This is a genomic window from Chelativorans petroleitrophicus, assembly GCF_025398195.1.
GTDB lineage: Bacteria > Pseudomonadota > Alphaproteobacteria > Rhizobiales > Rhizobiaceae > Chelativorans > Chelativorans petroleitrophicus.
Map to the genome: position 1 here is coordinate 181205 of NZ_JAODNV010000007.1, position 22802 is coordinate 204006.

At 63.8% G+C, this 22802-nt stretch carries 21 protein-coding genes; 6 read left to right on the forward strand and 15 right to left on the reverse strand.

Translation table 11 applies throughout. The features are described from left to right. Window positions 1-27 precede the first annotated feature (27 nt). The 3 genes from NYR54_RS07005 (at window position 28) to NYR54_RS07015 (ending at window position 3465) form a co-directional block, all read left to right on the forward strand. Window positions 28-453 (forward strand): Hsp20 family protein, encoded by a 426-nt coding sequence (locus NYR54_RS07005; RefSeq protein ID WP_261514888.1) that lies wholly within the window; start codon window positions 28-30, stop codon window positions 451-453. A 77-nt stretch (window positions 454-530) separates the two neighbouring features. Continuing rightward, window positions 531-788, forward strand: coding sequence for a BQ00720 family protein (locus NYR54_RS07010; protein ID WP_261514889.1), 258 nt, complete (start codon window positions 531-533; stop codon window positions 786-788). A 199-nt stretch (window positions 789-987) separates the two neighbouring features. Next, window positions 988-3465 carry a hybrid sensor histidine kinase/response regulator gene (locus NYR54_RS07015; protein ID WP_261514890.1) on the forward strand — a complete coding sequence of 826 codons (2478 nt, stop codon included), beginning with the start codon at window positions 988-990 and terminating at the stop codon, window positions 3463-3465. 51 nt (window positions 3466-3516) lie between these two features. Here the strand turns inward: NYR54_RS07015 and lspA are convergent, their stop codons facing one another. The 15 genes from lspA to hutI form a co-directional block, all read right to left on the reverse strand. Next, window positions 3517-4011: a signal peptidase II gene (gene lspA, locus NYR54_RS07020; RefSeq protein ID WP_261514891.1), complete on the reverse strand. Its 495-nt coding sequence runs from the start codon at window positions 4009-4011 to the stop codon at window positions 3517-3519. Further along, entirely contained in the window at window positions 4008-4862 is an 855-nt protein-coding gene (locus NYR54_RS07025) for a TrmH family RNA methyltransferase (RefSeq protein WP_261514892.1), read from the reverse strand. The genes lspA and NYR54_RS07025 overlap by 4 nt, the downstream gene beginning before the upstream one ends. Then, on the reverse strand, window positions 4859-5857 hold the full coding sequence (locus tag NYR54_RS07030) for an RsmD family RNA methyltransferase (RefSeq protein WP_423738579.1): 999 nt from the start codon (window positions 5855-5857) through the stop codon (window positions 4859-4861). Before NYR54_RS07030 ends, NYR54_RS07025 begins: the two co-directional genes overlap by 4 nt. Before the next feature lie 289 nt (window positions 5858-6146). Continuing rightward, window positions 6147-7139: an adenosine kinase gene (locus NYR54_RS07035; RefSeq protein ID WP_261514893.1), complete on the reverse strand. Its 993-nt coding sequence runs from the start codon at window positions 7137-7139 to the stop codon at window positions 6147-6149. Between the two features lie 88 nt (window positions 7140-7227). Beyond that, the gene (gene phoU / locus NYR54_RS07040) at window positions 7228-7956 is read right to left on the reverse strand and encodes a phosphate signaling complex protein PhoU (protein WP_261514894.1); all 729 of its coding nucleotides are present in this window, start codon (window positions 7954-7956) and stop codon (window positions 7228-7230) included. A gap of 116 nt (window positions 7957-8072) precedes the next feature. Beyond that, window positions 8073-9332: an ATP-binding protein gene (locus NYR54_RS07045; RefSeq protein WP_261514895.1), complete on the reverse strand. Its 1260-nt coding sequence runs from the start codon at window positions 9330-9332 to the stop codon at window positions 8073-8075. A 106-nt stretch (window positions 9333-9438) separates the two neighbouring features. Beyond that, complete coding sequence (locus NYR54_RS07050; protein WP_261514896.1) at window positions 9439-10257, reverse strand: lysozyme inhibitor LprI family protein; 819 nt, start codon at window positions 10255-10257, stop codon at window positions 9439-9441. A 182-nt stretch (window positions 10258-10439) separates the two neighbouring features. Further along, window positions 10440-11072 (reverse strand): phosphonate metabolism protein/1,5-bisphosphokinase (PRPP-forming) PhnN, encoded by a 633-nt coding sequence (gene phnN, locus NYR54_RS07055; protein WP_423738585.1) that lies wholly within the window; start codon window positions 11070-11072, stop codon window positions 10440-10442. After that, window positions 11069-12208, reverse strand: coding sequence for an alpha-D-ribose 1-methylphosphonate 5-triphosphate diphosphatase (locus NYR54_RS07060; protein WP_261514898.1), 1140 nt, complete (start codon window positions 12206-12208; stop codon window positions 11069-11071). Before NYR54_RS07060 ends, phnN begins: the two co-directional genes overlap by 4 nt. Window positions 12209-12210: 2 nt before the next feature. After that, complete coding sequence (locus NYR54_RS07065) at window positions 12211-12918, reverse strand: DUF1045 domain-containing protein (RefSeq protein WP_261514899.1); 708 nt, start codon at window positions 12916-12918, stop codon at window positions 12211-12213. Between the two features lie 202 nt (window positions 12919-13120). Further along, window positions 13121-14446: a YjiH family protein gene (locus NYR54_RS07070; protein ID WP_261514900.1), complete on the reverse strand. Its 1326-nt coding sequence runs from the start codon at window positions 14444-14446 to the stop codon at window positions 13121-13123. 31 nt (window positions 14447-14477) lie between these two features. Further along, window positions 14478-16148: a urocanate hydratase gene (hutU, locus tag NYR54_RS07075; RefSeq protein WP_261514901.1), complete on the reverse strand. Its 1671-nt coding sequence runs from the start codon at window positions 16146-16148 to the stop codon at window positions 14478-14480. After that, complete coding sequence (gene hutG / locus NYR54_RS07080; protein WP_261514902.1) at window positions 16145-16948, reverse strand: N-formylglutamate deformylase; 804 nt, start codon at window positions 16946-16948, stop codon at window positions 16145-16147. The genes hutU and hutG overlap by 4 nt, the downstream gene beginning before the upstream one ends. Beyond that, on the reverse strand, window positions 16945-18486 hold the full coding sequence (gene hutH, locus NYR54_RS07085; RefSeq protein WP_261514903.1) for a histidine ammonia-lyase: 1542 nt from the start codon (window positions 18484-18486) through the stop codon (window positions 16945-16947). Before hutH ends, hutG begins: the two co-directional genes overlap by 4 nt. Continuing rightward, on the reverse strand, window positions 18483-19691 hold the full coding sequence (hutI, locus tag NYR54_RS07090; RefSeq protein WP_261514904.1) for an imidazolonepropionase: 1209 nt from the start codon (window positions 19689-19691) through the stop codon (window positions 18483-18485). The genes hutH and hutI overlap by 4 nt, the downstream gene beginning before the upstream one ends. Window positions 19692-19769: 78 nt before the next feature. Between hutI and NYR54_RS07095 the strand changes: the two genes are divergently transcribed. The 3 genes from NYR54_RS07095 (at window position 19770) to rpe (ending at window position 22798) form a co-directional block, all read left to right on the forward strand. Then, window positions 19770-21137, forward strand: coding sequence for a formimidoylglutamate deiminase (locus NYR54_RS07095; protein WP_261514905.1), 1368 nt, complete (start codon window positions 19770-19772; stop codon window positions 21135-21137). Beyond that, window positions 21134-21829 carry a GntR family transcriptional regulator gene (locus NYR54_RS07100; RefSeq protein ID WP_261514906.1) on the forward strand — a complete coding sequence of 232 codons (696 nt, stop codon included), beginning with the start codon at window positions 21134-21136 and terminating at the stop codon, window positions 21827-21829. The genes NYR54_RS07095 and NYR54_RS07100 overlap by 4 nt, the downstream gene beginning before the upstream one ends. A gap of 291 nt (window positions 21830-22120) precedes the next feature. Further along, complete coding sequence (rpe, locus tag NYR54_RS07105) at window positions 22121-22798, forward strand: ribulose-phosphate 3-epimerase (protein ID WP_261514907.1); 678 nt, start codon at window positions 22121-22123, stop codon at window positions 22796-22798. Window positions 22799-22802: the final 4 nt, after the last annotated feature.

The following is a 22802-nucleotide window of genomic DNA, read 5'->3' on the forward strand; positions in this document are numbered from 1 at the left end:
CACGTCGCTCTTTGAGGACAGGAAGACATGACGCGCATGACGCCCTTCTCGAACCCGCTGCTTTTAGGGTTCGACAGCATGGAGAAAACGCTCGAGCGGATAGCAAAGTCGGGCGATAGCTACCCGCCGTACAACATCGAGCGCATCCGCAACAAGGAAGGGCGCGGCGAGCGGTTGCGAATCACGTTGGCCGTGGCGGGCTTCGCCGAACAGGATCTGGAGGTCCTCATCGAGGAGAACCAATTGATCGTCCGGGGCCGGCAGAATGACGACACGGAACGTGAATATCTGCACCGCGGTATCGCCTCGCGGCAGTTCCAGCGTGTATTCGTGCTCGCAGACGGCATGCGGGTGCTGGGCGCGGAATTGAGGAACGGCCTTTTGGCCATAGACCTTGATCGGCCCGAGCCCGAACGGCTGGTGCGCCGGATAGACATTTCGGTGAAGGAGTGAAGCGATGAACCTTTACCGGAACCCGAGGCTCTTGAGTGGGTTGGCTCCATGAGCGGCCCGCGGAAAAGGAGGCTGACATGACCGACAACGAACGCAAGATAACGGTGACTCCGCAGCAGCTTGCCCATATTGGCGAAGGGGCCATCGCCTACATGCGCGAGATGGATGCCGCGGAACTGAAGGGCAAGTTCCCGGGCATGCCGGACATGGCCCCCGGCACGAAATTGTGGGCGCTCTTCGCCGCCAACGGCCGCCCCATCCTTCTGGCCGACGGACGCGACGCCGCTCTCGCAGGCGCATTCCAGAACGATCTGCAGCCGGTGAGCCTGCATTGACGCGCCTTTGACCTTCCATCGTCCTCACGGGCAGGATCGGAGCGTCCCTGCCCGTGGACGTCGTTGACATGCAGTCCTCCGCGTCCCCCGCTTAACCGAACCTTCACGTTGCCACCTCATGTTTTTGGTGACGGCGCGCGCCGGCTATGGCCCTGCTCATCAGCCGGTGCTTTTGACGGCGGTGGGGAGAACGTCGGCGATGCTCGATTTTTTCGGCCTTGAGCCGCAAAGGGGGGCATTGTTCGCTCTTGGAGCGGTTGTGCCGGTTGTGGCACTTGCCCTTGCGAGCATCCTGTGCGCGGTATTCTGGGCCGTGCGCGCCCGCAAACGCAGGCAGCGGCACGAGGAAAGCGGCGACCCCTCCCAAACCATAGCCCGTGCGGTGCGCGGCGTACGCCAGCGCTATCTGGTGGTGATGGCTGCCCTCATCATTCCGGCGACGGCATTCGTCGTCGGCTCGCAGATTGCTAATCATCGCTTTTCTTCCGCCACCTCCATGGCCGTCCTGGTGGCCCAGGCATCGGAGACAATCGAACGGGCAGGGCGTGCCGCCATCGAGATGTCGCGCCAGCCCATCGAGGAAACCGATTGGACGAGGGACGCGCTGAAAATCCAGTCTCAACGCCTGGCGACCGTCATCGAGCGCATGGAGACCCTGTGGCAGAGCCTCGATGACGGTCTCAAGGCGCGGCTTATGGCGCGAACGCCCGAAGGGAAGGTAGAGCCGCTCGAACTTCTCAAAGACTTCCATGCCGAACTGGAAAACGCCATCGGCAGCAGCCGGGACCGGCGCGTCGCCGAAGGCGTGCATCTGGAAGTCACCATCGGCTATATCGTGCAGCCGGCGCTCGGACAGCTTGCCAAAGCGCTGCGCCGGTTCAACCGCGAGCTTGCGGAACAGGCCCGGGTGGCCATCTTCGTGCTGGCGGTGGCGCTTGCGGTCTTCGCGGCAGCGATCTTCCTGTTCATCTTCCTGCCTATGGACCGTTCGATCCGCCAGGCGCTGGCTCGCCTGAAGACGGCGCTGGAGGGCGCCAAGGCGGCCGACCGCGCGAAATCAGAATTTCTCGCCAATATGAGTCACGAGATCCGCACGCCGATGAACGGCGTTCTCGGCATGGCGGAGCTCATGGCAAACACCGATCTCGACCCGCGCCAGCGCACCTATAACGACATCATCGTCAGTTCCGGCAACGCGCTCCTGGCCATTATCAACGACATACTGGACTACTCCAAGATCGACGCCGGCCAGGCCCATCTAGACCCCGCGCCCTTTCGCCTGACGGAGGCCGTGGAGGATGTCGCAGCCCTCTTCTCCTCGCGCGCATCGGAAAAGGACCTCGAACTGATCGTGCGGATCGATCCCAAGCTGCCGGAATGGTTTGTGGGCGACGAAGGGCGCGTGCGCCAGATACTGTCCAACCTCGTCAGCAATGCGGTCAAGTTCACCGATCAGGGTTATGTGCTGATCGAAGCCCTGAGCGATTCCAAAGGCATTGTTTTCCAGGTCACCGACACGGGTATCGGCATCCCGGAGGACAAGATTGGAACGGTGTTCGAGAAGTTCAGCCAGGTGGATGCCTCCTCCACAAGGCGGCATGAGGGGACAGGGCTCGGCCTGGCGATAGCGTCAAAGCTGGCGGAACTCATGGGAGGCACGATCGAAGCGGAGAGCCGCCTCGGCGAAGGATCGGTGTTCCGCTGCCGCTTGCCGCTTCCCGCCCACGAAGCTCCGCGCAGGGAGCCGCAGCCCGTCCAGCCGGTGGAGGGTGCGCGCGTATTGATCGTTGATGACAACGACGTCAACAGGCGCATTCTCACGGAGCAGATGAAGCATTGGGGCCTCGATTGCTGCGCGGTGGAGAACGGCACACTGGCGCTTGCCGTTCTTGACGAGGCGCGGCGGCTCGGAGCACCCGTAGACCTCGTCCTGCTCGACTATCAGATGCTTGGAATAACGGGTGCGGATCTTTTGCCCCGTATGCAGCTTTCCGGTCACGGAAGCGAGACTGCGGCCATCCTGCTCACCTCGGTTGATGACGCAACGGCGCTGCACGAATTGAAGACCTCCGGCGCGCGGGCCGTGCTGATCAAACCGGTCCGCTCGGCGCTTTTGCGCAAGACAATTGCCGACGTCCTTGGGCAGCGGAGCAAGCATGTGCCTGCCCAGCAGATAGACGGGGCGGCGGCGCAACAGCCGGAGGCGGACACCGCGCCCAGGGAGAACGCTCCCGTTCTTCCGATGCCGAGCAAGGAAGTGCCGCCAGAACCGCTGCAAATTCTGGTGGCGGAGGACAATGACGTAAACCAGCTCGTCTTCCGACAGATACTTGAACACTCTGGCTACAGCTTCGCAATTGCCACCAACGGCAATGAGGCTCTGGTTCTCTGGAGGCGCAATCGCCCGGCCCTCATTCTTATGGACATTTCCATGCCGGAAATGAACGGGCTTGAGGCTACGCAGGCCATCCGCAAGGAGGAGACGGAGCAAAAACTTGAGCGGACACCGATCATCGGTTTGACTGCTCACGCGCTCGAAGGCGACCGGGAGCGCTGCCTCGCGGCAGGCATGGACGATTATCTCACGAAGCCTGTATCGCCCGCCCGTCTGGAAGCGAAGATCAACGAATGGCTGCCGCGATCAGAGTCGGCCGACGCTTCGCGCGCGCGTTGCTGACTTTCCGGATATCCGGAGCGCTTCAGCCGGCGTCAGTCTCGGTCCATCCTCTCAAGGCCACTTTTCATCTCCGCCATCAGCACGGCGCCAGCCCAGGACCTCCTCCAGGATAACCAGCGCAGCGCCGATCGTGATCAGCGCGTCGGCCAGATTAAAGACGGCAAAGGACCAAATGGGCGTATGGAAGTAAATGTAATCGACCACGTAGCCCCGAACCGCCCGGTCAATCAGATTGCCAAGCGCGCCGCCGATGATGAGCGCGAAGCCCAGCCGTGCGAGGACCTGAGCCGGGCTGGTGCGTACTGCAACCACCACGATGAAAATGGTGATGGCGAGCACCAGAAAGCCGAGCCACAGCCCATCCACGCCGGAAAACAGGGAAAAGGCCACGCCGGTATTGCGCGAGTGGAAAAGGGAAAGGAACGGTAGCAGCTCGACCGCGGAATGAAGCGGCAGGTGCCTTTCAACGAGGTACTTGATCGCCTGGTCGGCGACAAGGGCCAAAAGGAGAATGCCGCCGTAAAGCCCCAGTCTTTCCTGTTTCAAGGCGCGGGCTCCTCCACCACGGGCAGGCGATTCCTGAGGATTTCGTACAGCATCACGCCTGTTGCCACGCCGAGATTAAGCGAATCGGCGCGGCCGGCCTGAGGGATGCGCGCCAGCCGGTCGCAGCTTACGGCAAGCCGATCTGTCAGGCCCTGCTGTTCATTGCCCATGACGAGCAAGACCGGCCCGGGGTCATAGTCGATGGTGCGATAATCCACCGACCCGTTGAGATGGGTCCCGACGACGAGACCGGGAAAAGCCTGCCGCCAGGCCAGGAAACCCGCTTCGTCGCAGCGCGAAAGAGGCACGGAGAAGATCGAGCCCATGGTGGCGCGCACGGTCTCCAGCGAAAACGGATCGGTGCATTCCCCCACAAGCACGACGCCTTTGGCGCCGACCGCATCGACCGTGCGTATGATCGTACCGAGATTGCCGGGATCGCGAACCCGGTCCAGCGCAACCCAGACATCGCCCGTGGCAGGCTGAATTTCCGTGAGCGGCCGATAGCGCTGTTCGAAAACGCCGACGACCATCTGCGGATTGTCGCGCCGCGTGATGGCCGAAAGCACCTTCTCGCTCACCTCCAGAACGAGGCCACCAAGGGCTACCGTGCGTGCGGCCGCCTTCTCCACCAGTTTGTTGCCGCGCCCTACCTTGCCGTAGATGAGGGTGCGGATGGTCCAGCCTGAGTCCAGCGCATCGAGCACAAGCTTCAGCCCTTCGGCGATGAAGGCGCGCTCGCGATCGCGATACTTCTTGAGCGCCAGCGCCCTGATGTCCTTTACGAGCGGATTGGCCAGGCTGGTGACTTCCTTCACCCTGCCGGGCGCACGCCTTTCCTTCGTGCTCATTGGGTCACCCAGCGCGAAAAAAGAGACGTGGACAGCCGCCGGCCGGCGGATTTTTCGCGGATCACCAGCTCCCCCGATTCCACACATCCGCCCATGCCCGCAAAGGCGTCGCGCATCAGCGTGTGCATGGCAAAGGAGGAGGCGCGAATGGAATAGGCGGTCAGCACCACCGCCAGGGGCTTCGGCGACAGGATGGAGCGGCAGACCTCGATCAGATTCGGCAAATGCTCGAAGAGCTGCCACACCTCTCCCTTGGGGCCGCGGCCGTAGGCGGGCGGATCGAGCAGGATGATGTCATAGCCGTTTCCCCGGCGCGCCTCGCGTTCGGCGAATTTCTGCGCGTCCTCGACGATCCAGCGGATCGGCCTGTCAGAAAGGCCGGCGACTTCCTGGTTCTCGCGCGCCCAGGTCACCGCCTTTTTCGAGGCATCGACGTGGGTAACCTGCGCGCCCGCTCGCGCAGCCACCAGCGAGGCGAGCCCCGTATAGGCGAAAAGGTTGAGCACCTTTACGGGGCGCCGCGCGGCCTCAATCAGCGTTTCCATGTGCTTCCAGTGGGAAGCCTGCTCGGGAAAGACGCCGACATGGCGGAACGAGGTGAAGCGGCCGAGATAGTTCATTCCGTCGAAACGCATGGGCCAGGTCTCGCCTAAAGACGTGCGCGGGAAGCGCCAGCGCCCCATTCCTTCCTCGTCCAGATCACCGGTGAAGACCGCGTCGGCCTTCGCCCATTCGGCCCCGTCCCAGGCCGGCCGCCAGATCGCCTGACCCTCGGGGCGGATGATGCGGTACGGCCCATACTGTTCAAGCTTGCGTCCATCGCCCGAATCGAGAAGTGCGTAGTCCTCATCCGGATGTACTTCGAGCACGACCGGCACGCGTTCCTCGGGCAGCGCGCCGGACAGGCGCATCGTCGGACGCGCCGCCGTCCGAGTGCCCTCTGGGCCGTCATTGCGCTGCCTCTGATGGCGCTTCTTTTCGAGCAAGGATCTCACCAGATCTCCACAGCTTGGCGCAAATCCGGGAACTGCGGCTGAACGTTTTCGTTCGGAATTGCGCGAAATCAAAAGCTTGGATCATTGGCGTTCTAAGGAACGCCGGGATGATCCAGGCCGTGCCGCTTCTGCCATAGCGGCCCGAACCGTGCAACATTGGGAGTGCCTACCCCGCCCGGCGCATGAGGGGCGCGGCGGAACCACGAACAGGAAGCCAGCGAGCTTGATGCAGGCTATGACGATGTGGGCCGGCTTCTCAGCGCAGGCGATCTACCTTTCCTGGATTGCGCTAAAGAAGCCCCGCCTGTTCGGCGGCAGTCTTCAGGCTCGTCTGCAGGCGCGGCCCGATCTGCTGGATCACAAGGGCCGCCGCCAGGGAGCCGAGCCGGCCGCATTCGGCCAAGCTGCGGCCCCGCGTATAGCCGAACAGAAAACCGGCTGCGTAAAGATCGCCCGCACCGGTGGTGTCCACCACCTGCTCCACGGGCACCGCGTCAATCTGCACCGTTTCATCGCGTGTCATCGCTATGGAGCCCCGCTCCGAGCGCGTCACCACGCCCAGCCTGCAATCTTGCCGGATCGCCTCCAGAGCGGCCTCGAATGAGGCGGTCTGGTAGAGCGACATCAGCTCATGCTCATTCGCGAATACGATATCCACGGTGCCCGAGCGGATCAGTTCGAGGAACTCGTCGCGGTAGCGGTCGACGCAGAAGGGATCGGAAAGCGTCATGGAGACCTCCCGACCCGCCGCATGCGCGATCTGGGCCGTCAGACGGATGGCCTCCTTGGCGCGCGGCGGATCCCACAGATAGCCCTCGAAATAGGTGATCTTCGAAGCCTTTGCCTTGTCCACCTCGACATCTTCCGGGCCAAGCTCCAGACAGGCGCCCAGATAGGTGTTCATGGAGCGCTCCCCGTCCGGCGTAACGAAGATCATGGAGCGGGCAGTGGGCGGATTGCCGCCCAGCGGGAGCGTATCGAAAGTCACGCCCTGTGCGCGAATGTCGTGCCTGTAGACCTTGCCAAGCTCGTCGTCCGACACCTTCCCGAAAAAGGCTGCCTTGCCGCCGAGCCCCGCCACACCCGCCGCCGTGTTGCCGGCGCTGCCGCCGGAGGTCTCGACCGCCGGCCCCATGCGTTCGTACAAAAGAGCAGAGCGTTCCACGTCGATCAGGTTCATCGCGCCCTTGATGATTCCGTTGTCGAGCAGGAACGCCTCGTCGCACCGGGCAATGATGTCGACAATGGCGTTGCCGATGCACAGGACGTCGAATTCGCTCATGAGGAACTCCGATTGCGGGGCCTGGATGGCAGGCTGCTCACGCGGTTTATCGCCTCGTCAGACATTTGCAAAGGCGTGGACAATAGGCCTAGCCGCCTTTCTGCACCGATCCCGGCGCCGTCACCCGATGGCTCATGTCTTCCTTGGGGCGTTCGGCGGGCAAAGTCGCGCCGGTGATGATGTGATAGACCGTCTCGGCGATGTTGGTGGCGTGGTCGCCGACGCGTTCGATGTTCTTGGCGCAGAAGACGAGATGCGTGCAGGCGGTGATGTTACGCGGGTCTTCCATCATATAGGTGAGAAGTTCCCGGAACAGCGAAGTGTACATGGCGTCGATGTCCTCGTCGCGGTCCCGCACGAAGCTGATCTTGTCCGGCAAACGCGAGGCATAGGCGTCAAGCACTTCCTTGAGCTGGGCGAGCGCCAGGTCCGAGAGCGCGCTGATGCCGCGAAAGAGCTGCGTGGGCTGGCGAACCTCGGCAATGGCCGCCACGCGCTTTGCGATGTTCTTGGCCAGATCCCCCACACGCTCCAGATCGCTGGAAATGCGGATGGCGCCGACGATCTCGCGCAGATCGCCCGCCATGGGCTGGCGTTTGGCGATGATAGCGACGGCGTTTTCGCCGATCTCCCGCTCCTTGAGGTCGAGGAAGGCGTCGTTTTCGATGACGATCCTGGCCAGTTCCGTATCGCCGCTCACCAGTGCCCCCACGGCCTGCTCCACCATGCGCTCGGCATGGCCGCCCATCGCGCCGATCTGGTTCGCGAGCGAGCGCAGCTCCTGATCGAACGAGCGCCTGATATTCTGGCCTGGCATCGGTTCACGTCCCCGCGAGCAAATCAATCACGTCATTAGGCTACCGGCATGGCAGGAAAAAGAAATAGGCCGGCGGGTCCCGGGGCCAACAATGAGCCGAAAGCTTCCGTCCTCCTTCATCCGGGCGGGAAATACACCGTGAAAGAGGAGCCTTCGCCCACTTTCGAACGTATGGACAGACGCGCGCCGTGCCGAGTGAGGATGTGCTTGACGATCGCAAGCCCGAGGCCGGTGCCCTTTTGCGCCCGGCTGGTCTCCACATCGACCCGGTAGAAGCGTTCGGTGATGCGCGGAATATGTTCCTGGGGGATACCGGGTCCGAAATCGGTGACGGTAACGGCCGTTTCCGCGCCAGGCTTTTCGCGCCGGGCCTGGAGTGTTACCCGTCCGCCTGAGCTGCCATATTTGCAAGCGTTCTCGAGCAGGTTTGCGAACACCTGAACCAACTCGTCACGATTGCCCGTCACCTCGAGCGGCGCTTCGGGCAGATCGAGTTTAATAGCGACGCCGGTCTCGGTGGCGAGGTGCGAAAGCGAGTCGCTCACTTCCCGCAGCAGACGGCCCAAATCGACCCGCTCCGTCGGCCTCACATAAGGCTTTGCCTCCAGCCGGGACAGTGACAGCAGGTCGTCGATCAGTCTCGCCATGCGCGCGGTCTGTTTTTGCATGATCTGCAGGAAATTGTCGCGCGCCTTCGCGTCATTGCGCGCAGGGCCGCGCAATGTCTCGATGAAGCCGGCAATGGACGCAAGCGGCGTGCGCAGCTCGTGGCTGGCATTGGCGATGAAATCCGTGCGCATCCGGTCTATCCGCCGCGCCTCGCTCTGGTCCCTGAAGAGGAGGACATAGAGGCCGCCTTCCCCGCCAATAGGCATGGCCGCGACGCGATAGGCGCGCTCGAACGGCACGCGCTCGATATAGTCGATGGCGGGCGGCGCCTCCTTGCCCTCGAGCACGTGGCCGATGAAAGCGTGTATTTCCGGCGCGCGGAACTTGAGCTGCAGGGACCCGCCTGGCGCGATGGGGCCGAAAGCGAGCGTGGCCGCCTCGTTGGCATGAAGCACCGCGCCGGTCCGGTCGAAAATATAGAGCGGGTCCTGCACGACAGCGGCGAGGTCAACAGCCGAAAGCGCGCCCGCCTGCTCCGTGCCGTTACGGCCAGTTGCGTTCGGCTTGCCCTCGCCCTCCCGTTCGGGCAGGAGGACGGCTACGGCAAGAACAAAGGCAACCGCAAGCATGGCGGCTATGCCCCGCCCGCCCAGAAACAGGTCCACGGCCAGCAGACTTGCAGCCGCAGCGGCAAGCAGGACACGATTGCGGCGCAGGCGCCCGGCCGCCGTCTCAAGCCATGAGGGCTGCATTTCCCTTTCTTTCATGGGTGCACCCGCCCGAAGATACCTAGAGCCTTTAGCCGGGGACGAGCGGATTTGTGAAGGTCGGTGGTGGCCAGAGAGCAAGCAGCCACCAGCCGGCCCAGCCTGATCAATCCGCGTAATCGCGCCTCATGTAGGAGATGGCGAGCTTGTCGTCTTTCCAGTAATAGCGGGCAAGGCAGGCGTCTCCCTCTTCCTTCATCTCCGCGCAATTCGTGTCATCGACCCAGACATCGAGGACGGTGCCAGCTTCGTTCTGCTTGAGTGCGGGTGCTCCGCCCAGAATTTCAACCGGCTGAGCATAGTCGTGGATCGAGAGGGCAAGCCGGATGTCGCATCCACCATTGCCGCAGAAAGCAGTCGCGGCAGCGCTGCACTGCATGTTTTGCGGATTGAGCACGAAGTCCTGCAGACGATCTCCATCCAGATCGCCGGTCATGACCAGCGGCTGGTCAAAGCCCTCCTCAAGCGTGCCGCCGAGTTGCGCGCACTCGTCCCGATAACCCTCGGCAACCGTCCGGACGGCTTCGGGCAGCACGGCGGGCGACCAGGATCGCGCCGCGCCATCCGCACTTGCCTGATCTTTCATCCAGCTCTCGATGGCCCTTTCGAGCATGCGAATACGCTCTTGATAGGCTGTGCGCAGACAATCCTCGTCCGCGCCGCACGCACGGCGGCGCTCGAGAAAGGCCTCGGCCTCCTCCGCACGCTCTGCGCTGACGCCCATCAAAAACGGAATCTTTTCATAGGAAAACCAGAGCGCGGCCATTTTTGTATCCAGCCTGGAAAGTGCCGGCGAGCTGCAGATGGCGATCTCGTCCGGCTCCTTTGCATTTGCGCAATCGAAGCTGGCTGCATGAGCGGCAGGAAAACTCGCCAAAGCGAGGGAAAACAGGAAGGAAATCGAAAGAAAATAGGCACGCAACATCACTTTACCCTATTGGATCTGAACCCATACGGGGAGAATCACTGTCGAGTATAATGGCTATCTAGAAATAGATAATGAATGGGAACCGTCGACTTGCGGCAATAATGGCTGCATTGGGCCAGATAAGGCACGTCCGGGTGCGTGACTATGAGATTTCCGCGACGGGCCCAATCGCTGCCGCATCAAACCCTATCACAAGTATCGCTCCAGGCGGCAGCTTTGCGCAGGATTTCCAAGAAGCGGTTTCCCGCTTCCTCAAGCGATCCTGAATTGTCGATGACGATCGCGCCGGGCACGGGAACCGTGCCCGCCTCGCTTCTCTCCAGCCTTGCGAGCACTTCTTCCATCGTCTCCCGGCCGCGGCTCGACAGCCGCCGAGCAAGCACGTTGCGCGGCGCGGTGACGATCACTGGCACGACCTGCGCATAGCGTTCGCCTAGCTGGGGGATGACGGCGCGCGAGACATTCGCCACCACCACGCGCCCCGCGCGCATCTCGTCATCAAGGCTTGCGGGAAGACCGTAGGAAAGCCCGTTGGCGCACCAGGAAAGGGCGAAGCGGCCTGCGGCTCTCGCGCGCTCGAAATCGGCCTTGCTCAACGTGTCGTGTTCTTCCGTTCCCGGCAAAGCGGGGCGGGTGATGGCACGCCGGGCGAACACAATATCGTTGTGAAGGTGCCCCAGCCGGTCACGAGCATAGGCGATCAGCGAATCTTTGCCGCTGCCGGAAGGCCCAGCCACGGCCACGAACACACCCTGCTTTATGGGGTAGCCCGCTTCATCCGCCGCGCGTTCGACCGGATAGGCGCTCATCAGGCAACCCGCCGTCCCTCGCGCCAGACGGTGCGCACCACCGGAATGTCCCCGTCCAGCCGCACGCGCACCAGATCGGCGCGCCGGCCCGGCTCGATCACGCCGCGGTCCGTAAGGCCCACGGCCTCCGCCGGATTCTTCGACACCTTCGCCACCGCCTGCGGAAGCGAAATACCTTCAACGACCTCGCCGAGAAAGAAGGTGGCCTGCAGAAGGCTGAAGGGAATGTAGTCCGATGACAGGATGTCGAGATCACCCGCACGCGCCAACGTGCGGGCGGAGACATTGCCGGAGTGCGACCCCCCGCGCACCACGTTCGGCGCACCCATCAGCACGGCCATTCCGGCTTCCTTCGAGGCCCGGGCCGCCGCGGCGGTTGTCGGGAATTCGGCCACGCGCACCCCGTCGGCGGCGGCCTCCGCCACATGCTCCCGCGTCGCGTCGTCATGGCTTGCCAGAATGATGCCGCGCGCACGCGCAGCCTGCGCGATGGCGCGCCGGTTCGGCCCTGCATTTCTCTGCGACTCGCCCATGCGCCGCTCGCAGAAGCGCCGGAATTCCTCGTCCGACAGCTTCATCTTGACCTTGTAGTAGGAGGCATAGGTCTCGAGATCGGTAAACTGCCGCTGTCCCGGCGAGTGATCCATGAGCGAGACAAGTTTCACGCGCGGGTCGTCTTCGAACAGCGCAAACCCCTCAAGACAGTCCGATGCCGAGACCTCGCAGCGCAGATGGATGAAGTGGTCGGCGCGCAGACGGTCGTTCGCCATACTCTCCTCGATGGCATTGGCGAGATTGCGTACCTCTGGCGCCTCCACATCGGCATCCTCATCAAGGCCCACCCGCAGCGCGTCGAACACGGTCGTGATGCCGGAGGAAGCCACCTGCGCATCATGCGCGAGCACGGAGGCGACCGGATGCCAGCGCACCCTCGGGCGCGGCGAATAATGCCGTTCCAGATTGTCCGTATGCAGCTCGACGAGACCCGGGAGCAGGAAGTCGCCCTCCATGTCCTCCCCGCCTTGCGTGACGCCCTCCGTCACATCCGCAATGCAGCCGTCCCGGATCGAGAGGCTTCCCAGAACAACCTCGTCGGCCAGCACGATACGGGCATTTTTCAGAGCGGTTTCGTGCGGCATATTTAAGCAGTCTTCCTTTCGCGTCGGCCGCCCGTCGCATGGATGGACCTTACATGGAACGGGGCGCCCGGCTCCGGCTCTACGAACAGGGCCAGCGAAGAAACCTTCAGCGGCTCCTGAAGCAACGGTTCGAAGAAGGATGTGATGGCAGCCTCCATGCGCCCGGCCTCGTCAGCCGGAACTCGCCCCGTTAGTGTCATATGGAAACGGAACTCCTCAAAGACAAAAGGATAACCCCATTTGTGGAGATTTTTAAGCTGAGCCGGCGAAAGGCTGTCGGGATTGCGGCGCTCAATCTCCTCCGCCGAGAGCGGCGCGCGAAAAGGCTCGAAGGCGGTGACCACATCCGCAGCCAGCCGGTCGAGTTCGGGGGAGGGCTCAGCCGGCACGAGCGCGAAGAAGTCGTCCAGCCGCGCCAGCCGGATACGCTTCACCAAGAACGGCTCGCGCTCGGCCGCGAAACGGTCGAGCGCGGCGACCAGTTCAGCCTCGCTCCTGCCCTCGGCAAGGCGAAACGGCGCCTTCAGTGTGGCATGGAAGCCGTAACGGCGTGGCGCGGCCGTATGGAAGGCGATTTCGGCGGCGGATAAAGAGCCAACGGCGTTCGGCCCCGTCTCCTGCCCTCCGAAAGCGCTGCGGCCCAGCCAGCGCTCCGCCGCCTTTGTCAGCGGATCGTCCCGTTCCGGCGTGTAGTAGATTGCATAACGCATGATTCATCCTCGCAGGCCGGAGCCATTAAGCGATTTGCGTGACAACTTTACAACCCTCAATAACAAGCGGCCGGGACTGGCGAAAGCGCGGCGGGGATGAATGAGCATGCGATGCCCCTGCATCCGAGGCAAAAAGCATCTGCGGCGGGAAGGAGCCACCTTCCCGCCGCCATTCCTCAGAAGGAAGAACCTGGCGTTCCTGTCAGGAGAGCCAGCCGAGCGAAACTGCAAGCCAGGCAATCGGCGCCGTGATGACAATGCTTAACGCCGTGCGCAGGTACCAGATGATAAGCAGGTCCTTCATCGTGAGCGGAATGGAGGTGGCGAGCACGCAGGGGATGGAGGCCGACAGGAACAGCACCTGGCTGACCGAAACAACCGCCGCAATAAACCTCACGTCCAGCGAGGCTTCCTGCAGTAGGATCGCAGGCAGGAACATCTCCGCAAGGCCAGAGGCGAGAGCGCCCGCCGCCTGCATCGGCTGCGAAAGCTGCGCGACCCAGGTGAACGGGTAAAGCAGGTAGCCGAGGATATCGAAAATCGGCGTGTACTTGGCGGCCAGCAGCCCCAGAAGGCCGACTGCCATGATGCTCGGCAAGATGAGGGAGGCCATCTTGAGCCCATCGATGAAGCTGTCGCGCAGCATCGCTGGCAGTGACTTTGCCGCGGCCGCCTGATCGAGACCTGCATCAACCGCTGCCTGGAGGCGGTTGCGTCCGGCAGGCAGCGGCGCATCGCGATCCACCGGATGGTCCATCTGCGCAATCGGCCAGAGGCGGGCCATGATCGCCGAGACGATGAACGTCACTATCAGCGTGGTCCAGAAATAGAGGTTCCACGAGCCCATCAGGTTCAGCGTGCGGGCAACGATGATCATGAAGGTGGCCGACACTGTGGAGAAGCCCGTGGCAATGATCGCGGCCTCGCGGACGGTGTACTTGCCTTCCTTGAAAACCCTATCGGTGATGAGCAAGGCAAGCGAATAGCTGCCGACAAACGAGGCGACCGCATCGATGGCCGACCAGCCTGGCGTGCGCCACACGGGACGCATGATGGGCTGAACGACCACGCCCGTGAACTCCAGCAGACCGTAGCCGATCAAGAAGGCTAGAGCGAGCGCGCCGATCGGCACGATGAGGCCGACGGAGAGAACCAGCTTGTCGAAAAGGAAGGGCAGAATGTCCGGCTCGAAGAGAGCGGCCGGACCGACCTTTGCCAGGTACATGCCTGCGAGAACGAGACCGAGCAGCCGCAGGAATGAGAAGATTTTTTCGGTCAGGTTCGACTTCCATGTCCCTTTCACGAAAGGCGCGATGGCCCCGTAGAGGATGAGCAGGCAGACGAACACCACAGCCAAGGGATAGGCATAGGTGGTGACCGCCGTGGCGGCATGATCTAGAGGAATGGTCGACTTGCCGCCTATGGTGATCGGCACGAAGAACATGAAAATGCCGATGGCGCTGTAGGCGATCAGCCTAAACAGCGCAAAGCCGCGGGGGCTCTGGGTGGCTGTTGCGATCTCGCTCACGTGGGTAACTCCCCTCTCTTGGTTTCAGGTATCAGGTCAAAATGCCCGGGAGGTTCAGCCTGTGCTGGCGAGCGCATTCGAGAGCCTCCTCGTAGCCGGCATCGGCGTGGCGCATGACGCCGGTCGCCGGATCGTTCCACAGCACGCGCTCGAGGCGGCGCGCGGCGGCCTCCGTGCCGTCGGCGCAGATCACCATACCTGCATGCTGCGAGAAGCCCATGCCGACACCGCCGCCATGATGGATCGAAACCCAAGTCGCGCCCGAGGCACAGTTGAGGAGCGCGTTAAGAAGCGGCCAGTCGGAAACCGCGTCCGAGCCATCCTTCATGGCCTCGGTCTCGCGGTTGGGCGAAGCGACGGAGCCGGAATCGAGATGATCGCGGCCGATCACGATTGGCGCCTTCAGCTCACCCTTTGCCACCATCTCATTGAAGGCGAGGCCAAGGCGGTGCCGGTCGCCAAGCCCCACCCAGCAGATCCGCGCCGGCAGGCCCTGGAAGGCGATGCGCTCACGTGCCATGTCGAGCCAGTTGTGAAGATGCTTGTTGTCCGGCAGCAGTTCCTTCACCTTCTCGTTGGTGCGATAGATGTCCTCAGGATCGCCGGAAAGGGCAGCCCAGCGGAATGGTCCAACGCCGCGGCAGAAAAGCGGGCGGATGTAGGCCGGCACGAAACCAGGGAAGGCGAAGGCCTCTTCAAAGCCCTCTTCCTTCGCGATCTGGCGGATGTTGTTGCCGTAGTCGACCGTGGGGATGCCCTTCTTCCAGAAGGCGACCATCGCCTCCACATGCTCGCGGATGGAGGCTCGGGCGGCTGTCTCCACCGCCTTCGGATCGCTCTCGCGCTTTCCCTTCCACTCGGCAATCGTCCATCCCTTAGGCAGATAGCCGTTGATCGGGTCATGCGCTGAGGTCTGGTCGGTTACGATGTCGGGCCGCACGCCGCGGCGAACCAGCTCCGGCAGGATTTCGGCGGCGTTGCCCAGAAGCCCGACCGACTTCGCCTCGCCGGCTTTCGTCCAGCGCTCGATCATGGCGAGCGCCTCGTCCAGGCTCGTCGTCTTCTCGTCGAGATAACGGGTGCGCAGGCGGAAATCGATGCGGCTCTCGTCGCACTCGATGGCAAGGCAGCTCGCCCCGGCCATCACTGCTGCCAACGGCTGGGCGCCGCCCATGCCGCCCAGGCCCGCGGTAAGGATCCAGCGGTTCCGGAGGTTGCCCCCGTAGTGCTGGCGGCCCGCCTCGACAAAGGTCTCGTAGGTGCCCTGCACGATGCCCTGCGAGCCGATGTAGATCCACGAGCCCGCGGTCATCTGGCCGTACATCATCAGGCCTCTGCGGTCGAGCTTGTTGAAATGGTCCCACGTCGCCCAGTGCGGCACGAGGTTCGAGTTGGCGATCAGCACGCGCGGCGCGTCGGGGTGCGTGCGGAACACACCCACCGGCTTGCCAGACTGGACGAGCAGAGTTTCGTCCTCCTCCAGGGTCTTGAGAGTCGCGACGATGCGGTCGAAATCATCCCAAGTGCGCGCAGCCCGCCCGATGCCGCCATAGACCACCAGCTCGTTCGGATTCTCCGCCACGTCGGGATCGAGGTTGTTCATGAGCATGCGCAGCGGCGCTTCGGTGAGCCAGCTCTTGGCGTTGAGTTGGGTGCCGCGGGGCGCTCTCACCTCGCGGACATTGTGGCGCGGATTGGTCATCGTGTTTCCTCTTTCATGGAAAGGGCAATCTCCTCCAGCCGCTCGAGCACTGCCCTCAGATGGACGCGCAGGCGCTCGGCTTTCTCCTCATCGTAGGCGAACGGCTCGCTCTCGCTTTCGAGATGGGTGTGTTGGGCAAGCTCCATCTGGATGGCGTGCATGCCCTCCTGCGGACGGCCGTAGTGGCGGGTGGTCCAGCCACCGCGGAAACGGCCATTGACAACATGGGTATATCCGTCGGCAGCCGCGCAGATTTCCACCGTCGCGCGCTCGAAGGCGGGGGCGCAGGTGCGGCCGCCGTCCGTGCCGATGTTGAAGTCGGGCAGTGTGCCCTCGAACAGGAAGGGGCAGCGCGAGCGGATGGAATGGCAGTCGTACAGCACCGCAATCCCGTGCAGCTTCTTCACGCGCTCGATCTGCGCCTCAAGGGCCTCGTGATAGGGCCGGTGGAAGGCGGCGAGCCGCCGCGCGATCTCCTCTTCGTCCGGCTCTTCCCGCCAGATCGGCTGATTGTCGAAGTCCGTCAGCGGCACGAGGCCGGTGGTGTTCTGTCCGGGGTAGAGGCTCTTGCCGGTGGGGTCGCGGTTGGCATCGATCACATAGCGATGGAAGGTTGCCCGCACGGTCGTCGCGCCAGCCAGGAGCCCGCTGTAGAGCCGGTGAATGTGCCAGTCGGTGTCGCGCAGGCGCCGCCCCTCGTCGTTCAGCCGCGCCCATATGTCTTCCGGGACATGGGTTCCCGTATGCGGAAAGCCCAGGATGATGGGCGACGTGCCCTCGACCACTTCCACGGGTTTCATGGTTCGCTCCTCAATTCGGGAAGGATCCCTGGCGAGACGCTGGCGTTGAGCCGGCCCGAACGCACCAGGTCGATGGCCGCCTCGAGATCGGATGCCATGAACCGGTCCTCTCCAAGTGCGGGCACCACGGCGCGGATGGCCGCGTGCGCCTTCTGCAGCTCGGGGCTGGTCTTCAGGGGCGCGCGCAGGTCGATGCCCTGCGCGGCGGTGAGCGCCTCGATGCCGATGATGTCGAAAAGGTTCTCCGTCATAGCAAGGAGCCGCCGCGCCCCATGGCAGGCCATCGAGACGTGATCTTCCTGATTGGCCGAGGTCGGCGTGGAATCGACCGAGGCGGGATGGGCCAGCTGCCGATTCTCCGACATCAGCGCCGCCGAGGTCACCTCCGCGATCATGAGGCCGGAGTTGAGCCCCGGCCTGGGCGTAAGGAACGGCGGCAGGCCGAAGGAGAGCGCAGGATCGACCAGCAGGGCGATGCGCCGCTGGGCGATCGAGCCGATCTCGCAGATCGCAAGCGCGATCTGGTCCGCCGCGAGCGCGACCGGCTCTGCATGGAAATTGCCGCCGGAGACCACCGAACCGTCGGACAACACCAGCGGATTGTCGGTGACTGCATTGGCCTCGATTTCGAGCGTGCGTGCGGCCTGGCGCAGCAAGTCCAGGCAGGCACCGTCCACCTGCGGCTGGCAGCGGATGCAGTAGGGATCCTGCACACGCTCGTCGCCCTCGCGGTGACTTTCGCGGATCTCCGACCCTTCGAGCAGCTTCCAGAGAGCTGCCGCGGTGTCGATCTGGCCACTGTGGCCGCGCAATGCGTGGATTTCAGGATGGAAGGGCGCGGAGGAACCCATTGCCGCGTCCGTGGACAGCGCACCGGTGATCACCGCCGCGCGCGCCGCCCGGTGGGCGCGGAACAGCCCCGCAAGCGCCAGCGCCGTGGAGACCTGGGTGCCATTGATGAGCGCCAGTCCTTCCTTGGCCTGAAGCGTCACGGGTTCGAGCCCGGCCCTTTCCAGGGCCCTCCGGCCAGAGTGCCGTTCGCCTTTATGCCAGGCCTCGCCCTCGCCGATCATCACCGCCGTCATATGGGCGAGCGGCGCAAGGTCGCCCGACGCGCCGACCGAACCCTTTTCGGGGATGACGGGGATGACGCCGCGTGAGAGCATCCCCTCCAGAAGCCGAATGATCTCCAGCCGGACGCCAGAAGCACCACGCCCGAGCGACATCAGCTTCAGCACCATGATGAGGCGCACGATCCCGACATCGAGCGGCTCTCCTACGCCACAGCAGTGAGAGAGAATGAGATTGCGCTGAAGCGTGGCGACATCCGCGGCGGGGATGCGCACGCTGGCCAGCTTGCCGAACCCGGTGTTGACGCCGTAGACCGCCGCTTCCCCGCCCGCGATCTCCGCTATGCGCCGCGCGGAAACCTCAATTGCCGGATGGCAGGAAGGGTCCAGACGCACCGGAAGCTCTTCGCGCCAGATGCGCTCCAGCAACCGGATGGTGACGTTGCCAGGCATGATGACCAGCGTCATGCCGCGTCTCCCGCAATGAGGCGGTGAAGCGGATTGAAGCCGATGCGGTAGGCAAGCTCCGCGGGATGCTCGGTGTCCCAGACGGCGAGCTCGGCGCGCTTGCCGGGCTCGATCGTGCCCAGTTCGGCGGCGAGGCCCAGGGCGCGGGCGGCCTCCCGGGTGGCGCCGGCAAGCGCTTCCTCCGGCGTCAGGCGGAAGAGGGTGCAGGCCATGTTGAGAGACAGAAGCAGCGAGGTGAGCGGCGATGTTCCGGGGTTGCAGTCAGTCGCCACAGCGATCGGTACGCCTGCCCGCCTGAAACTTTCCACAGGCGGAAGACGCGTCTCGCGCAGCGTGTAGAAGGCCCCCGGAAGCAGCACTGCCACAGTGCCAGCCGCCGCCATGGCCGCAACGCCCTCCTCGTCCAGGTATTCCAGATGGTCCGCCGACAGGGCTCCATAACGGGCGGCGAGCTTTGCCCCACCGAGGCTGGTAAGCTGCTCGGCGTGAAGCTTGACGGGCAGGCCAAGGGCCCGGGCCTTGTCGAACACCCGCGCCATCTGTTCCGGCGAGAAGGCGATGCCTTCGCAGAAACCGTCCACGGCATCCGCAAGGCCTTCGGCATGGGCGGCTTCCAGTCCCGGCAGGACGACTTCGTTGATATAGGCGTCCGCCCTGCCCTTGAATTCGGGGGGAACGGCATGGGCGGCGAGATAGGAGGTCTTCACCCGCACGTTGCGCATTGCGGCAAGCCTGCGCGCGGCGCGCAGCATCTTGAGCTCATGTTCGATGGAAAGCCCGTAGCCGGACTTGATCTCCACCGTAGCGACGCCTTCGGCAATCAGCGCATCGAGATGCGGCAGCGCCGCCACTACAAGCTCGTCCTCGCTCATGGCGCGGGTGGCTGAAACGGTCGAGACGATGCCGCCCCCAGCCCGGGCGATTTCCTCGTAGGTCGCGCCGTTGAGGCGCATCTCGAATTCGCGCGCCCGGTTTCCGCCGAAGACGAGATGGGTGTGGCAGTCAATCAGCGCAGGCGTAACGAGCCGGCCTCCCAGCCTCATCCGTTCCGCCCCGGCCCATTCCGACGGGATGTCCGCCCGGGAACCAGCCCAGGCGATTCGCCCGCCCTCTACAGCGACAGCCGCGTCATCAATGAGGCCATAGGGCTCGCCACCAGGAACCATGGTTGCCAGCCGGGCTTCAATTAACAGGAGACGCTTCATCGCTGCTCTTGCCTGCCTTATGTTTAGACTTTAGCTTATATGTCTATACAAAACTTTCTAGGTCAGGACCGGCGCCCCATGCAAGAGATTTTCGCGCGCACCGCCCTCACACCCGCCGGCTGGCGGCACAATGTCCGTCTGACGATCGGCGATGACGGGCGCATTGCCTCCGTCACGCCCGATGTACAGGCTGGTGGCGACGCCATCGAGGTGCCGGTCCTTCTGCCGGCGGTCTCCAACCTCCACAGCCACACCTTCCAGCGCGCCTTCGCCGGGCTGGCTGAGCGGCGCAGCCTGGAGGGCCATGACAGCTTCTGGACGTGGCGCGAGGTCATGTACCGCTTCCTCGACCAGCTCGAGCCGGAAGACGTCGCGACCATTGCGGCCTTCGCCTTCATGGAAATGCAGGAAGCAGGCTTTTGTGCAGTGGCGGAATTCCATTACCTGCACAACCGGTCGGGCGGAGAGGCCTATGCCGACATCGCGGAGCTTTCCTCCCGCATAATCGAGGCGGCGGAGGAAACCGGCATCGGCCTAACGCTGGCACCCGTGTTCTATCGCTACGGCGGCGCTAACCGGCGGCCGCTCAAGGGCGGGCAGTTGCGCTTCGGCAATGACCTGGATGATTTTGCCAAGCTTGTGGACGAGGCGGAGAAGCACCTTTCTCGCCTGCCGAAAGACGCCGTGCTCGGGATCTCCGCGCATTCGCTGCGCGCCGCTGCCATCGAGCAGATCCGTGCCGTGGCGGCCCTGCGGCCGGATGCACCGTTTCACATGCACATTGCCGAGCAGGTGCCGGAGGTGGACGAGGTGCTTCAGGCCTTCGGCACGCGCCCAGTGGAATATCTGCTCGACGAGATCGACGTGGACCGGCGCTGGTGCCTCATCCACTGCACGCACATGAACACCCATGAGACAGATGCACTCGCCCGCTCCGGCGCGGTGGCAGGCCTTTGCCCGGTGACTGAAGCCAATCTGGGCGACGGTTTCTTCAACGCCCTGCCCTTCCGCCAGGCAGACGGCACGTTCGGCTTCGGCACGGATTCCAACATCCGTATCTCCGTGGCCGAGGAGCTGCGCCAGCTCGAATATTCGCAGAGGCTCAAACACCATGCCCGCGCCCTGCTGGCCGAGCCAGGGCAGTCCTGCGGGCGGTCTCTCTATGAGGCAGCGCTGGCCGGCGGCGCGCAGGCGCTCGGGCGCGACAGCGGATCCCTAGAGAAAGGCAAGTGGGCGGATCTTGTTGCGATAGAACCGGATGTCTATACGGGCGTTTCCGAGGGGGATGGGATTCTCGACGGCTGGATCTTCGCAAGCGGCAACGAAGCGGTCACCGATCTGTGGTCGGCAGGGCGGCACATGGTGCGCGGCGGACGGCATCTTGCACGCGAGGCCATCACCCGCCGGTACAGGGCGTGTGTAGACAGGTTAGCCAAAGCACTATGAGCGAAAGAGTTTCCTTCCGCACCATCCGCGACGAGATGGCCAGGCGTATTGCCGAGCGGCGCTGGCTTCCCGGCGCCCTCATTCCGGGCGAGGAAGCTCTGGCCCGTGAGTTCGGCGCGGCGCGGGCGACGGTGAACCGCGCCCTGCAGGAGCTGGCGCGCGCCGGGCTCATCGAACGGCGGCGGCGGGCCGGCACCCGCGTCGCACGCCACCCGGTGCGCGAAGCGCGCTTCGTGATCCCCTTGGTGCGGCAGGAGATCGAACGACAGGGCAAGAGCTACCAGTATCAGCTGCTCAGCCGCCACGAGACAACGGCCCCAGACATCGTGCGCGCCCGGCTGGGGCTTGATGAGAAGGCGCGGCTTCTGCACGTGCGCTCGCTGCACCTGGCAGACCGTTCGCCCTACCAGTTCGAGGACCGCTGGATCAGCCTCGACACCGTCCCCGCAGTCAGGGATGTGGATTTCTCGACCGTCAGCCCCAACGAATGGCTTGTGGAGCACGAGCCGTTCACCGATGCGGAATTCACCTTCTTCGCTGCGGCCGCCAGCGCGGAGGAAGCCGCCGTTCTCGGACTGCAGGAAGGTACGCCTGTCTTCGTAGGCGAGCGCATAACACGGCTGCGAAACAAGTCGATCACGCTGGCACGCCTTGTTCATCCCCCTTCGCACCGCATGGTCACGCAGCTGTAGAGCATGGTGGCATAAGCGCAGCGGTTTAGTATGACGCGGTCGCTCCCCACCGCGCCATCCCGGCCATCTTCCTACCGTCATCCCGGCGGAGCAAAGCGAGAGCCGGGACCCAGACAAGCGGTGGAGATGAGGCTACTGGATCCCGGATAGCCGCTCCGCGGCTTCGGGATGACGGGTGGATGCGCCTCGACACTGCCGCTGAAAGGTTTTAACAGCCTTTCGTGGTTGGCAGCTTTACGTCCAACCGTGAAAGGTTCCTGACCGCGGTTTCAAGCAACTTCGGGAAACGACATGGCAGACCGCCCACCGCTGATTGCCCCCTCCATCCTGTCTGCCGATTTTTCGCGGCTCGGCGATGAGGTGACGGCCGTTGCCGCTGCCGGGGCGAACTGGATCCACCTCGACATCATGGACGGGCACTTCGTGCCCAACATCACTTTCGGTCCTGCCGTGGTGAAGGCGATCCGCAATTGCACGGACAAGTTCTTCGACTGCCACCTGATGATCTCCCCAGCCGATCCCTATCTCGAAGCCTTCGCGGAGGCCGGCTGCGATCTCATCACCGTTCACGCGGAGGCGGGCCCGCACCTGCACCGCTCGCTGCAGACCATACGCCGGCTTGGCAAGAAGGCGGGGGTAGCGATTAATCCCGCGACACCCGAAAGCGCCGTCGAGCATGTGCTCGGCGAGGTTGACCTCGTCCTGGTGATGACCGTCAACCCCGGCTTCGGCGGCCAGGCCTTCATCCCGGCCACGCTGGAAAAGATCCGTCGCCTCCGGGCGATGATCGGCGACAGGCCCGTGCATATCGAGGTGGATGGCGGCATATCACCGGAAACGGCTGCTGCGGTGGTCGAGGCGGGCGCCAATGTTCTGGTCGCTGGCTCCGCCGTGTTCAGGGGCAATGGCGAGGCGGCCTACCGCGCCAATATGGAAGCCATCAGGAAGGCGGCTGCCGGCGCAAACTGAACAG